9 protein-coding genes are annotated in these 14,096 nt (G+C 54.4%); 8 read left to right on the forward strand and 1 reads right to left on the reverse strand.

Annotation, left to right across the window (positions count from 1 at the left end; all coding sequences use genetic code 11):
• The first annotated feature begins 73 nt into the window (after nt 1-73).
• Nucleotides 74-2,683: an ATP-dependent chaperone ClpB gene (gene clpB, locus I6E40_RS06080; RefSeq protein WP_235386091.1), complete on the forward strand. Its 2,610-nt coding sequence runs from the start codon at nt 74-76 to the stop codon at nt 2,681-2,683.
• Nucleotides 2,684-2,724: 41 nt separating this feature from the next.
• The gene (locus I6E40_RS06085; RefSeq protein WP_235386093.1) at nt 2,725-3,276 is read left to right on the forward strand and encodes a nitroreductase family protein; all 552 of its coding nucleotides are present in this window, start codon (nt 2,725-2,727) and stop codon (nt 3,274-3,276) included.
• Between the two features lie 124 nt (nt 3,277-3,400).
• Here the strand turns inward: I6E40_RS06085 and I6E40_RS06090 are convergent, their stop codons facing one another.
• The gene (locus I6E40_RS06090) at nt 3,401-3,871 is read right to left on the reverse strand and encodes a hypothetical protein (RefSeq protein ID WP_235386094.1); all 471 of its coding nucleotides are present in this window, start codon (nt 3,869-3,871) and stop codon (nt 3,401-3,403) included.
• Nucleotides 3,872-4,138: 267 nt separating this feature from the next.
• Here I6E40_RS06090 and pyrE point away from each other — a divergent pair, with 267 nt between their 5' ends.
• The 6 genes from pyrE (at nt 4,139) to I6E40_RS06120 (ending at nt 12,843) form a co-directional block, all read left to right on the forward strand.
• A complete protein-coding gene (gene pyrE / locus I6E40_RS06095; RefSeq protein ID WP_235386096.1) occupies nt 4,139-4,771 on the forward strand; it encodes an orotate phosphoribosyltransferase in 633 nt (210 codons plus the stop codon).
• A 29-nt stretch (nt 4,772-4,800) separates the two neighbouring features.
• Entirely contained in the window at nt 4,801-6,204 is a 1,404-nt protein-coding gene (locus I6E40_RS06100; protein ID WP_235386098.1) for an alkaline phosphatase, read from the forward strand.
• 145 nt (nt 6,205-6,349) lie between these two features.
• Complete coding sequence (locus tag I6E40_RS06105; RefSeq protein WP_235386105.1) at nt 6,350-6,910, forward strand: HD domain-containing protein; 561 nt, start codon at nt 6,350-6,352, stop codon at nt 6,908-6,910.
• A 41-nt stretch (nt 6,911-6,951) separates the two neighbouring features.
• Nucleotides 6,952-9,852, forward strand: a complete 2,901-nt coding sequence (locus tag I6E40_RS06110; RefSeq protein ID WP_235386100.1) for a putative LPS assembly protein LptD — start codon at nt 6,952-6,954, stop codon at nt 9,850-9,852.
• A gap of 82 nt (nt 9,853-9,934) precedes the next feature.
• Complete coding sequence (locus I6E40_RS06115; RefSeq protein ID WP_235386101.1) at nt 9,935-10,663, forward strand: BACON domain-containing protein; 729 nt, start codon at nt 9,935-9,937, stop codon at nt 10,661-10,663.
• Nucleotides 10,664-10,770: 107 nt separating this feature from the next.
• Nucleotides 10,771-12,843, forward strand: coding sequence for a TonB-dependent receptor plug domain-containing protein (locus tag I6E40_RS06120; RefSeq protein WP_235386103.1), 2,073 nt, complete (start codon nt 10,771-10,773; stop codon nt 12,841-12,843).
• The last annotated feature ends 1,253 nt before the right edge of the window (nt 12,844-14,096 follow it).

Below are 14,096 nucleotides of genomic sequence, written 5' to 3' on the forward strand. Positions count from 1 at the left end.
CGGGTGAGCATCTTCTCGAAGACCGTTCCCGCTTTCAACATATTCAAACGAAACAATAAAAAATACGAACACTATGAACTTTGAAGATTTCACCATCAAAGGCCGTCAGGCCATACAGACCGCGGTGGAACGTGCCACCGCAAGTGGTGCCCAAGCCATCACCCCGTTGCATCTCCTTGCCGGTGTCTTGGACGAGGGCGAGAACGTCACCCGCTTTCTTTTTGGAAAACTGGGTGTGAATGAACAAGGACTGCGCGCTGCCGTTTCACAGGAAATCTCGCGCCAGCCGAAAGTCAGCGGCGGAGAACCCTATCTGGACGGCGATACACACAAGGTGCTTTTGAAAGCACGGGAGGAAGCCAAGAACGCCGGCGACACCTTCGTCGGACTGGAAGCCCTGCTGCTCGCCCTTTTGCAAGTGTCGGGACGCGCCGCACAGATGTTGAGCGATGCCGGTGTGACGAAGTCCGCGCTTCAGACTGCCATCACCGAACTCCGCGGAGGCAAGAAAGCCACTGCTGAGACAAGCGAGGAAACTTATCAAGCATTGCAGAAATATGCCCGCAACCTCGTGGAGGAAGCACGGGCGGGGAAACTTGACCCCGTCATCGGTCGCGACGAGGAGATACGCCGCGTCTTGCAGATTCTCTCCCGCCGAACGAAGAACAACCCGGTGCTCATCGGCGAACCGGGAACGGGAAAGACCGCCATTGTCGAAGGACTCGCCCAGCGCATCGTCAGCGGTGACGTGCCGGAGAATCTGAAGGACAAGAAACTCTATTCTTTGGACATGGGTGCCCTCGTTGCCGGTGCGAAATACAAAGGTGAGTTTGAGGAACGTCTCAAGAGCGTGGTCAACGAGGTGACCGCAGCCGAGGGCGGCATCATCCTCTTCATTGACGAGATTCACACCTTGGTCGGCGCCGGAAAAAGTGAGGGCGCCATGGACGCTGCCAACATTCTGAAACCTGCGCTTGCCCGCGGCGAACTCCGCAGCATCGGTGCGACGACACTGGAAGAATACCAAAAATACTTTGAAAAGGACAAGGCGCTTGAGCGTCGTTTCCAAACCGTCACGGTGGATGAACCGACACCCGAGGACGCGATTTCAATTCTTCGCGGTTTGAAGGAGAGATATGAGAATCACCACCGTGTCCGCATTCAGGACGATGCTATCATCGCTGCCGTTCGCCTTTCCCACCGCTACATCTCTGACCGTTTCCTGCCCGACAAAGCGATTGACTTGATGGACGAAGCCGCCGCCAAGTTGCGCATGGAGCGCGACTCTCAGCCAGAGGAGTTGGACGAGATTTCCCGCCGCCTGCGCCAACTTGAAATTGAACGCGAGGCGATTAAGCGTGAAAACGACCAGCCGAAACTGGAGCAACTGAACAAGGACATTGCGGAACTCTCGGAGCAAGAAAAAGACCTCCGCGCCAAGTGGGAAGGAGAAAAAGAAGTAATTTCGCGCATTCAACAGGACAAACAGCAAATTGAACAGTTGAAATTTGAGGCTGCACGTGCCGAAAGAGAAGGAGACTATGGGCGTGTCGCAGAGATTCGCTACGGCAAACTTCGCCAACTTGAGAGCGACATTGCGTCGCAGCAGGAGCAACTCCGTTCTCGTCAGGGCGCTGAGGCAATGGTCAAGGAGGAGGTCACTCCCGATGACATTGCCGATGTGGTGGCTCGTTGGACGGGAATCCCCGTAAAGCGCATGATGCAGAGCGAACGCGAGAAACTCTTGCATCTTGAAGAAGAACTCCACCGCCGCGTGGTCGGTCAGGACGAAGCCATCCGCGCCGTCTCCGATGCCGTGCGCCGCTCCCGCGCCGGTCTGCAAGACCCCAAACGCCCGATTGGTTCTTTCATCTTCCTTGGCACCACAGGTGTCGGAAAGACGGAACTGGCAAAGGCGCTCGCCGACTTCCTCTTCAACGACGAGAACATGATGACACGAATCGACATGAGCGAATACCAGGAAAAGTTCAGCGTCAGTCGTTTGGTCGGTGCCCCTCCGGGATATGTCGGCTATGAAGAAGGTGGTCAGTTGACAGAAGCCGTGCGCCGCAAACCCTACAGCGTTGTGCTCTTCGATGAGATTGAGAAGGCGCACCCCGATGTCTTCAACATCCTACTCCAGGTTTTGGATGACGGTCGCCTCACGGACAACAAGGGACGCACGGTGAACTTCAAGAACACCATCATCATCATGACCTCGAATCTTGGTTCCTCTCTGATTCAGCAGAAGTTGGAAGGGCTCGCCGGAGCATCGGCTGAAGAACGCCGCCGCGTGCTGGACGAGACTTCGGGCGAGATTCTGGAGATGCTGAAGCAAACCGTTCGCCCCGAGTTTTTGAACCGCATTGACGACATTCTCATGTTCGAGCCGCTGAACGAAGAGGAGATTCGCCGCATCGTTCGTCTGCAAGTCGAAGGCATTTGCCGTCTGCTCGAGCGCCAGGAGGTTTCGCTCCGCGTTGATGACTCCGCCATCTCGCTGATTGCCCGTGCCGGCTTTGACCCCGAGTTTGGAGCACGTCCCGTCAAACGTGCGCTGCAGCGTCTGCTGCTGAACGACCTTAGCAAAGCATTGCTTTCGGGAGAAGTTGACCGTTCACAGCCCATCCGCGTCAGTGCCGATGCCGAGGGCGAAAGCCTCCGCTTTGAAAACCGAGAATGATAATCTTGAGATTGATAATCTAATAATTAATCGGACGATATATGTCACTCGAAAAGAACACCCTCCCCGCCGGCGCAGAAGCCGTCGTGAACGCCATTCTGACGCGCCGCAGTTGTCGCAACTATCTGCCGCAGTTTCCCGAAGAAAGCCTCATCGACCAAATCGTTGAGGCAGGCACCTACGCCGCTTCCGGCAAGAGCAAACAACCTTGGCGCATCATCGTTATCCGCGACGCTGCGACTCAGACACGCATTCGCCAAGCCAACGCCTCCTTCCTCAAGGCTGACGTGGCGGACCCTTTCTATGGTGCGCCCGTCTATCTCCTCGTTGTCAGCGAACGCGAAAACCCGAATCATGTCTATGACGGCACGCTCGTCTTGGGCAACATGATGCTCTGCGCCCACGCCCTTGGGCTTGCCAGTTGCTGGATCAATCGTGCCCGCGAAATGTTTGACCAACCCGAGTGGCAGGCTTGGCTTCGCGAAATTGGCTTGGAAGGGGATTTTGAAGGCATCGGCTTCCTCGCCTTGGGCTATGCTGCCGGCGACCCCTCTCCCCGCAAACCGCGTCGTGAGTGTGTCGTGAAAGTCTGACGGACTCTGCTCCAACACGGGATTTACACCTAAAGAGTGGTGAACTAAAAACAAGTTGAGTTGGCTTTTGAGATTTCAAAAACCAACTCAACTTGTTTTTTGCCCTAAAGGCGTTCGGGATGGGTCAGCGCAGACTGCTCAACATTTGTGCCAAGCCGTCGGCTGCCTGCTGCAAGGGTTTGGCAACCATGCCTTTCATGAAAAAGTTCACCTCCGCGCCAACCGTGACGCGCAGTTTAGAACTTACGTCACCTTGGGGCAGCAATTGAATCCACAGATAGAGTTGAATGGGTGCGCCCTCGGATGCGAACTTGATGCACTTGGGTTCTTCACGTTCCACGATGCGGAGGGTGATTTGCCCCATTGGCGTGCCGATGTGAAGTGCGTCGGTCTCGAACGTCATTTGTTCGACATAGTGTTGCAGTTCTTCAAGTTTATCGGCGGGCACCTGACCGGAAACGGTGTCGCGAAAAGCAGGGTCGGAAAGACGTTCACGAATCACGGCGAGGTTGTTGAGATCGGACAGACGGGCATAAGCCTCCGTCTGAGAGAGGTTCAGCGTTTTTACTTCGCTTTCAAATTTTGAGAGTGACATGGAAATAAAAGAATAGAAGACGGCACGCCTTATTATATATAGCGCGGCACACCTGATTGATATTGCAGAATGAAGTCCCCGGCGTCTGGAACTGTCCGGTTTGCGGGTGCAAAAGTAATATTTTCAGCACGAACCGACTGACAGAACGCAAGACAAATGAAAAAAAGCGTAACTTTGTCGCTGTCTGCCGCTCACTTTGCCTTGACACAGTCGTCGGCACATTTTTCATGTTTGAATCATCAAAACCTCTAAATCCTTTCAAAACTCATGAGTACACTGGAAAAAATCTTTGCAAAGAAACTTCTTGACGTGAAAGCCATCAAACTTCAGCCCGAAGCCCCCTTCACCTGGGCAAGCGGTTGGAAGTCTCCTTTCTACTGCGACAACCGCAAGACGCTCGCCTTCCCTGCTCTGCGCAGTTTTGTCAAACTCGAACTGAGCCGTCTGGTGGCTGAGAAATATCCTGAAGCCGAGGCTGTTGCCGGTGTTGCCACGGGAGCCATCGCCCAAGGTGCTTTGGTCGCTGACGCACTCGGACTTCCCTTTGCCTATGTTCGTTCCAAACCCAAAGACCACGGACTGACGAATCTCATTGAAGGAGACTTGAAGGCTGGCATGAAGGTCGTGGTCATCGAAGACCTCATCTCCACCGGCGGCAGCAGCCTCAAAGCCGTAGAAGCACTCCGGGCACACGGCTGCGAAGTGGTCGGCATGGTTGCCGCCTATACCTATGGCTTCCCCACCGCTGAAAAAGCATTCGCCGAAGCAGGCGTGGAACTCACCACACTGACCAACTACGAAGCCGTGGTGGAGACTGCCCTCGCCACCGGCTACATTGAAGAGAAGCACGTGGCACTGCTCCACGACTGGCGCTCGAATCCCTCCGAATGGGGAAAATGAAAGACACGGACTCACCAACACACAAAAACATGAAACGCATTTTCTCCATTTTCGTTCTTTGCCTGTGCTCCCTCGCCCTTTGGGCAGGGGGACAGGCGAAATATGTGTTCTACTTCATCGGCGACGGCATGGGCGTGAATCAGGTGAACCTCGCCCAGACCTATCTCGCCGCCTTGGAAGGTCGCATCGGCATTCAACCGCTCTGCTTCACTTCCTTCCCGAACGCAGCCCTCGTCACCACCTACTCTGCCACCAACGGCGTCACTGACTCTGCCGCCGCCGGCACCGCCCTCTCCACCGGCAGCAAGACGAAGAACGGCGCACTCGGCATGAAGGCTGACGGGAAGACACCGCTACAAAGCATTGCCCGACAGGCTGCTGCCCACGGCGCCGCCGTCGGCGTCAGCACCAGCGTCAGCGTGGACCACGCCACTCCTGCTGCCTTCTATGCCCAACAAGCAGCGCGCTCCTCCTACCATGCCATCGGCACTGACCTCGTGCGCGCCGGCTTTGACTTCTATGCCGGCTCGGATTTCCTCCAGCCCACAACGAAGGAAGGCGGCGAAAACCTCTACGAACAATGTCAAAAAGCGGGATATGTCATTGCCAGAGGCTATGAAGACTTCCAGTCGCAGCAGAAAAAAGCAAAGAAACTCCTGCTCCTGCAAACGGAAGAAGCATCCGCCAAAGACAGAAGTTCTCTCCCCTATGCCATCGACCGCACCGATGACGCCCTGACCCTCAGTCAAATCACGCAGGCGGGCATTGACTTCCTTTCCCAAAAGAGCAAGAAAGGGTTCTTCCTCATGGTGGAGGGCGGAAAGATTGACTGGGCATGCCACAGCAACGATGCCGCCACCGCCATCCACGAGATTCTGGACATGGACAAGGCGGTGAGCATCGCTTTTGATTTTCTCAAAAAACACCCCGAGGAAACACTCATCGTCGTCACCGCTGACCACGAGACAGGAGGACTGGTCATGGGTCGCGGTCCCTACGAACTCCACTCTGACCTTCTGCAACACCAGCGCATGAGCGTTGAAGCCTATGCTGCCCATCTCAAAGAACTCCAAAAGCAGCACGGCGATTCCCTCTCTTGGGACACGGTGAAGCAGGACCTTGCCGAAAATTGGGGTTTGGGAAAGGAAGTGAAACTTTCCGAAAAACAAGAGAAACGTCTGGAGAATGCCTTCCGCTCCATGAAAGAGGGTTCCTCGACTGACCACAAAACGCTCTATGCCAGCATCAGCGCTCTTGCCGACGCCGCCCGCGCCACCCTTGCCGAGTGCGCGCTCATCGGTTGGCAGAGCGGCGGACACTCCAACGGCTACGTCCCTGTCTTTGCCGTCGGAGTTGGTGCGGAGAAATTCCACGGACAGATGGACAACACAGAAATTCCCCTCCGAATCGCCGAAGCCGCCGGCTGGGAATGAAAGATTGCGGGGAAAATTGTAACTTTGCGCCCGCCGGGAGAGACACCGAGACGGAAACAGCCCCGAAAGACGGCGCGTGGAACCACCCAACAGCACGTTTCAAAAAGGCTTCCGTCTCACGTTCTTCCCTCCCCTGCCCCGCTTCATGGACTTCCTTTCCCTCATCCATAAATACTACGCTGACAACCCCGAGTTGGAGAACCTGTTGCTTCTGCACAGCCGACAGGTGGCTCAGCGCGCGCTTTCCATTGCCCGGAAGAAACCGGAACTGAACATGGATTGCGAGTTCTTGGAAGAAGCCGCCATGCTCCACGACATCGGCATCTTCCTCACCGACGCTCCCGGCATCGGATGTCACGGCACGGAACCCTATCTGCTCCACGGTTTCTTGGGCGCAGAACTGATGAGACGGGAAGGACTGCCGCGAGTGGCGAGAGTATGCGAACGCCACACCGGCACGGGACTCACCGCTGAGCGCATCCAAGAACTGAACCTGCCGCTCCCCGCCGGTTCCTACGAACCCGAAACGCTGGAAGAGAAGTTGATTTGCTATGCCGACAAATTCTTTTCCAAGAGTCATCCGGAGAGAGAACGTTCCGTGGCAGACACCGCACGCAGTTTGGAAAAATTTGGTGCGGAAGGCGTGAAGAAGTTTTTGGACTGGGCAACGTTCTTTGAAGGAGAGTCAATCCTTGAAGGAGAATAACTTTAAAGAAGAGAAATCCCTGAAGGCGTGAAGATTTCACAATGAGAAAGACACTACTGCTTTTCTGCTTGCTCTGTGCTGCTCTCTGTCTGACAGCAGCCGGACTTGACCTTTCCGTCGTTCTGCATCGCGGAGCCGACGGAAAAGTTGTGTCTTCAGCCGACACCGCCCGCACAGAAAAAACGTCTTCTCTCTCCGCCGACACCACCCGACGGCTCCCCCTCCCCAAAACTCTTCCCGACTCGGCAAAAACGGACACCACTGCCCCGAGGCTGCCTCTCCCCTCAGCCCGTCCGGAACGCAGCGACAGCGTGGGGAATGACACTGCCGCCGTGGATTCCGTGGTGACGGATTCCGTGAAGCCGAGGAAGCCGGGCATTGACTCGCCGGTGGAATATGTCGCAGAAGACTCCATGGTCTATGACGCCGCCACGGGACTGGTCCACCTCTACGGCAAAGCGCAGGTGACCTATCAGAACATGCAACTTGACGCGGAGGAGATTGTGATGGACATGGACTCGAGCATGGTTCACGCCTGCGGTCGCAAAGACTCCACCGAAGAAAGCGGATTCAAAGGCAATCCGGTCTTCAAGCAGGGAAACGACCAGTATGACAGCGAGCGCATGTCCTTCAACTTCAAGACGAAGAAGGGCTTCATCAAAAACACCTACACCGCCCAAGGCAACGGCTTCATGCAAAGCCAGCGCTCAAAACGAGCCGACGATGGCACGCTCTATTTGGAGCATGCAAAATATACCACCTGCGACGCCAAGCACCCGCATTTCTACATCGCTCTTTCGCGTGGCAAGGTGCGACCGGGCAAGGAGACCATCTTCGGTCCCGCATATCTGGTCGTGGAGGACGTGCCGCTTCCGCTTGCCATCCCCTACGGCTTCTTCCCCATCAACAAAAAGTATTCTTCGGGTTTCATCATGCCTTCTTTCGGCGATGAAACGCAACGTGGTTTCTATCTGCGCGACGGCGGCTACTACTTCGCCCTCAACGACCGCATGGACTTGAAACTGCTGGGAGAAATCTACACGAAAGGCTCCTGGGGCATCAACGCTGAGTCAAACTACAAGCGGCGCTATAAATATAGTGGTAACCTCTACTTCAGTTATCTCTACACCGTGGAAGGAGAGAAGAACATGCCGGACTATGCCGTGACAAAGAGTTTGAAGGTGCAGTGGACACACACGAAAGACCCGAAGGCGAATCCGAACACGACCTTCTCAGCCCGCGTGAACTTTGCGTCTGAGAACTACGAGCGGAAGAATCTTTCGAGCATGTATGACCCGCTTGCCTACACCCAAAGCACCCGAGCCAGTAGCGTCAGCTTCAGCCGCACCTTCCCGAACATCGGTCTCACCATCTCAAGTTCCGCCAACCTCACGCAGAACATGAGAGACTCCTCCGTGGCGGTGACGCTGCCGGATTTGAGCATCTCTCTGTCGCGCTTCTATCCCTTCCGACGCAAAAAACAGGTTGGAAAAGAAAGATGGTATGAGAAAATTTCGCTCTCCTACACCGGTCAGCTCTCCAACTCCATCACCACGAAGGAAGACCAACTCTTCAAATCGAACCTCGTCAAAGACTGGCGCAACGGCATGCAGCACCGCATTCCCATCGATGCTACGTTCCAGTTGTTCAAATACATCAACATCTCGCCGACCTTCACTTTCCGAGACATCATGTATGCCCAACGCATCAACCGCTCTTGGGACAGAGACGAACAGCGCGAGGTGAGAGACACAACCTATGGTTTCTACAACCTCTATGACTGGAGCCTCGGCGTTTCGGTGAACACGACGCTCTATGGTTTCTACAAACCTTGGAAACCGCTCTTCGGAAGCAAGGTCCTGGCTTTCCGACACGTCCTCAAACCCTCCGTCAGTTTCACCTACGCACCGGACTTCACCACCTCGCGCTACGGCTACACGCGGCAATATGAAATGATTGACGCGGAAGGGAACTCCACCTGGGTGCAATACTCGCCCTATCAGAACGGACTCTACGGCTATCCCTCCGGCACGCGGCAGGGCATGATTTCCATGTCGCTCAGCAACAACCTGGAGATGAAAGTGAAAAGCGACCGAGATTCCACGGGCATGAAGAAGATTTCGCTCATCGACGAACTCTCCGCCACGCTTTCCTACAACACCGCGGCAAAAATTCGACCGTGGAGCAACTTGAACATGCGACTCCGTCTGAAACTGACGCCGAAATACACGTTCTCCATGGCTGCGGTCTTTGCGACCTACGCCTACAAGTTCGACGAAACGGGACGAGTCGTCACATCGGAGCGCACGGAATGGAGTTACGGACGATTCGGACGATTCCAAGGCATGTCGCAGAACCTCTCCTACACGCTGAACAACCAGACCTTCTCAAAACTCCTCGACTTCTTCCGGGGAAAGAAGAAAACAAACACCACCGAGTCTGACGACACCGACAATGACACCGAGACCACGCTGGAAGATGCAAACGTCGATCCGGACCTCATTCAGGCTCGAAAGAGCGGAAAAAAGAAAAAGGAAAAAGCCACACTGGACGCTGACGGCTATCTCGCCTTCTCCATGCCTTGGTCGCTGACGCTCTCCTACGGCATCACCATGGCGGAAGACCGAAGCCGTCAAATCAACGTGCGCACCATGCGCTATCCCTACTCCTTCTCTCAAACGCTCAACGCATCGGGCTACCTCCAAATCGCGGATGGTTGGAACATCTCCTTCGCTTCGGGCTACGATTTTGACTATCATGAACTCTCCATGACGACGCTTTCGGTGGCACGCGACCTTCACTGCTTCGAAATGTCGGCACAAATCGTTTTGAAACCCTACAGTTCCTTCAATTTCACCTTCCGTGCCCGCGCCTCGGAACTCGCCGACGCTCTGAAGTGGGAGAAACGCAGTTCCTTCTCCACAAACGTGGAATGGTACTAAATGCGCCGAAGACTCCCCGGCTGAAACTTGAAAATCATCACGGTGCAAAGCACCCCCTAATCTTCAAAACATTAAATCCATTATGAAAAAACTCAAACAGACCATCCTCCCCATCTTCCTGACCGTCTTAGGCTGTCTCGCGCTTTTCACTTCCTGCGGCACGGAACAAGAAGAGTTTCACTCACTGCAAACAGGCTTCGCAAACGGAAGAAACTTCGCTTTCGCCGATGAAGTGAAAGCCGGCTTCGTCGTGATTGCCACCGACAGTTGGGAACTGACCCGTGACCTAACCTGGGTTACCCTCAACTATAACCGCCAGGACATGGACAAGGTGCAGGTGACCGTCCCCGCCGGCTACATGCGACGCGACACCGTCTTCATCAAAATGCAGCCGAACGAGACCACCGACACGCTGAAGTGCACCATCTCCTGCCAGTCCGCCATGAGCGGAGGCTTTGCGCAGCGTCTCTTCTTCCACCTGCCGCATCTGAACATCTCCAACCCGGAAATCAGAAAATATCCCATCGAAGGCTATCACTGCGTCGCCGACATCCCCGCCTCCGGAATTGACATTGATGACTCAGTGCCCTACATTGAATTCACACCCTACGCCGAAGGAGCCACGCTCTCCTCTGAAGTGGAGTGGATTGTGCCCTCCGCCACCTCTGATTTTGAAAGTGGAAAAGCCGCTCGCGTGACGCTGGCAATTTCCAAAAACACCACCGGCGAACTCCGCCGCGGCGTCGTCAACGTCACTTCCAACGGAATCACCACGCCGGTGCTCATCCGTCAGGAAGCGGAGAAAAACTAAGCCCGAACCCCAAAAGAGTGAAACACTGCCGGAAGTATCTTCCGCCCCACCGCGAAGCAGTGTTTCACTCTTCTTTTTTTCATCAATCTCTCACTCATTTATTTTTCATGTCACATTTTTCAGTCTCCGCACGTCCGCTGACCTTCCGTCGGTTCTCGCGCAAGAACTGGAGTCTGTTTGCATGCTTGCATCGTGAGGTGCGCATCGGCGTCCTCACCGTTGCCACGCTGCTCACCGCCTCGCCCCGCCTTTCCGGCGCCACGCTGAAGACGGTGGAAGGAAGCGATTCGCTCAGCAAGAACCTGCCGACAGACACTCTTTCTCTTGCCGAGGCGACAGTCTCAGCCTCACGTGCCCCGCTGCGCTCCGGCATGGCAGCCCGACAGGTTGTCACACTCGGACGCGAAGAACTCTCCGCCGCGGGAGTCAAAAGTCTCAACGACGTTCTCAAACTCAATCCTTGTGTCGATGTCCGTCAACGCGCAGGGTTTGGTATTCAAACGGACATTTCCATCGACGGAGGAACGCACGACCAGATTTCTCTTTTCATTGACGGCGTTCCCATTGTCAATCCCCAGACCGGGCACAACGCTGCCGACTTCCCCATCAATCTTTCCGACGTGGAGCGCATCGAAATCATCGACGGCGCCGACTCCCGCGTGGCTGGAAGTCAAGCCTTCAGCGGCTCCATCCACATCATCACGCGACGCGACACCGTCTCCTCGCCCTTGGAAGCCTCTGTCGAAGGAGGCTCCTATGGCACGCTCCGCACCGCAGCCCGCACCGCCTGGACGCTTCCCAATGGATGGAGCGTTTCCGGAAGCGGAAGTTGGCAACGCTCCGACGGCGCAGTGAAAAACGGTTCCTTCCAAAGCGGAAAGGCTTTTGCACGCATCGCACGCACCGCAGAAGACTTTGACTTCAGTCTCTTCAGCGGCGTCACTGCCTCGGACTTCGGAGCCAACACTTTCTACTCTGCTGCCTATCCGGACCAATGGGAAACGCTGCGACGCTTCCTCGTCGCCGCACAAGCCGAAACAAAAAAAGGACGCCTACGCTTTCAGCCGCGCGTTTCCTGGCTTCGGAACGTGGACCATTTTCAACTGATTCACCACTCCAACCTCGGCGAAAACTATCACAGCAGTGACGTCTATGACCTCTCCCTCAACGCCTGGACGGATTGGGCGTGGGGACGCACAGCCTTCGGGGCAGAACTCCGACAAGACCACATTTTCAGTTCGAACCTTGGAAAACCAATGCAGGAAGATCAATGGGTCGGCGTCGCCGGAGCACCGGGAAAACACTACACCATGGAGGACGAGCGCACGAACATCTCCTACTTCATCGAACACAACGCGCGCATCGGACGTCTCAGCCTCAGCGCAGGCGTGGTGGCACAGAAGAACAGTGCCGTGGCGGGAGGATTCCGCTTCTACCCCGGCACCGACCTCTCCCTCCGCCTGAACCACGGCTCCCGACTCTATCTCTCCGTCAACCGCTCGCTCCGCCTACCGTCCTTCACGGAATGGTACTACAAAAGTCCCACGCAGGAGGGCAACGTCAATCTGCGACCCGAGGAGAGCACAGACCTGCGTTTGGGATACGGGCTGAAAAACGGAATCGTCAAACTGGACGCACAGGTGCACTATCGCCGCTGCCAAAATCTGATTGACTGGATTATGCGCACTGCCGATGACATCTACCACGCCACGGCGTTCTCCACCGACGACTTCGGTGCGCGACTCGACCTCGACCTCGACCTCGACGAATGGTGGGGCACGAAACAACCCTTCACCTCCTTCTCCGTGGGATATGCCTGGCTGAACCGCCATCGCAGAAGCGGCGAAGCGTTCTACAAGTCAAACTATGCCATGGAACCGCTCCGGCACAATTTTGTCGTGCGACTCTCCCACCGAATCGTCAAAAACGTCTCGGCGGATTGGACTCTGCGAGGAAGAGACCGAGAGGGAAGTTTCATTGTCTATCAAGGCGGACAGTCCACGGGCGAACTGCGACCCTACGGCTTCCACGCTCTGCTCGACTGCAAAGTGATCTGGAAGCAGCCGCACTACAGCCTGTTTGTGGACATGACGAACCTGACCTCGCATCGCTACTATGACCTCGCAAACGTTCTCCAGCCCGGCTTCCTCTTCATGGCGGGCGTGAACTTCAAATTGTAGGGGTGCTCTAAAATATAGGTTGCGTTGATTATTGAGTTCTTAGAGATGAACCTTTGTCAGTGAAGGGGTGTTCTAAAAATTAGGTTGAGTTGATTTTTGATTTCTTAGAGATGAACTTTTGTCAGTTGAGGAAGGAGCATAGCGGGCTATGTGACTGACGAAACTTACAAAAGGGCGCGCTAAGAAACGAAAAGCAACCAAAACGTAAGCACTTTCTTTTGAACGTTCCTTATCCCGTAATTTATAGAACACCCCTTAAGGAAGGAGCATGGCAAACTGTGTGACTGACGAAACTGACAAAAGGACGCACCGAGAAGCGAAATACAGAAGCATCAAGTTCAAAAGCCGAAAACCGGGGCGAAGGCAAAACGCCAACGACCCGAAACAGAAAGTTGCATCCGCGCGGTGGGGCGAATGCAACTTTCTTCTGTTTGCCCGCTCTTGCAACCCATGCTGCGTTCGTGCGCAAACGACTACTATACATAAATAAAAGGGGAAACAAAAAAACTATACAAACTATACACAAAACCCTACACAGACCTTGCATTCCGCTGATTTTCCGAACGTTACGAAATGTATAGTTTGAGACGCAAACTATACACAAACTATACATTGAACCATACATTGAGGCGTTTCAAACCCTACACAGCGAGCGTACGCGAAACTATACACGAGGCGGAACACAAACCCTACACAACGGCGTCCAAAGCACTTCCACGGGGGTGTTATATAAACCCTCATGTATAACCTCATGTCGAAGTTTGAAAAGCCCTTCCCTTTAGGGAGGGGTTGGGGTAGGCTTTTGAAAAGCCCTTCCCTTCAGGGAGGGGTTGGGGTAGGCTTCCACCGAAAAATCCAACAATTTTGAGTCATTTTTCGGCGATTCGACATTAACATTTTTAACTTATCAGAACACTTTCTGCCTGCCAATTTTGCCTACTCGGCGCATAGTTTTTCTTTGCCTTCCCCTAATTTAAATTAGAAGAAGGCAAATTTAAATTAGAGGAAGGCAAATTTTAACCGGATGCGCTCCTAAAACCCCCGATTTTAAAGGGAAAGTGACGAAAAAAGGGAGGAGCCGAGGCTCCTCCCATATCTCTATACAAATATAATACATTTCGCTGCCAAAAGCAAGAAGTGTTAAAACCGAAATAACGCTTTGGGTGTGGAAAATGTTTGAGACGGTGTGTCATAATAGCCAATCTGCTTCGTTGCTATCGGATTCGGGCTTGGTCATGTACTTCAGTACACTC

Origin of the sequence: Prevotellamassilia timonensis (genome assembly GCF_021531665.1) — a bacterium.
Taxonomy (GTDB): Bacteria; Bacteroidota; Bacteroidia; order Bacteroidales; family Bacteroidaceae; genus Alloprevotella.

Excerpts from the sequence above, each read along its gene's own strand:
- I6E40_RS06115 (WP_235386101.1), top strand. The coding sequence starts at position 9,935 with ATGAAAAAACTCAAACAGACCATCCTCCCCATCTTCCTGACCGTCTTA.
- I6E40_RS06085 (WP_235386093.1), top strand. The coding sequence starts at position 2,725 with ATGTCACTCGAAAAGAACACCCTCCCCGCCGGCGCAGAAGCCGTCGTG.
- I6E40_RS06120 (WP_235386103.1), top strand. The coding sequence starts at position 10,771 with ATGTCACATTTTTCAGTCTCCGCACGTCCGCTGACCTTCCGTCGGTTC.
- pyrE (WP_235386096.1), top strand. The coding sequence starts at position 4,139 with ATGAGTACACTGGAAAAAATCTTTGCAAAGAAACTTCTTGACGTGAAA.
- I6E40_RS06110 (WP_235386100.1), top strand. The coding sequence starts at position 6,952 with ATGAGAAAGACACTACTGCTTTTCTGCTTGCTCTGTGCTGCTCTCTGT.
- I6E40_RS06105 (WP_235386105.1), top strand. The coding sequence starts at position 6,350 with ATGGACTTCCTTTCCCTCATCCATAAATACTACGCTGACAACCCCGAG.
- I6E40_RS06100 (WP_235386098.1), top strand. The coding sequence starts at position 4,801 with ATGAAACGCATTTTCTCCATTTTCGTTCTTTGCCTGTGCTCCCTCGCC.
- I6E40_RS06090 (WP_235386094.1), bottom strand. The coding sequence starts at position 3,871 with ATGTCACTCTCAAAATTTGAAAGCGAAGTAAAAACGCTGAACCTCTCT.
- clpB (WP_235386091.1), top strand. The coding sequence starts at position 74 with ATGAACTTTGAAGATTTCACCATCAAAGGCCGTCAGGCCATACAGACC.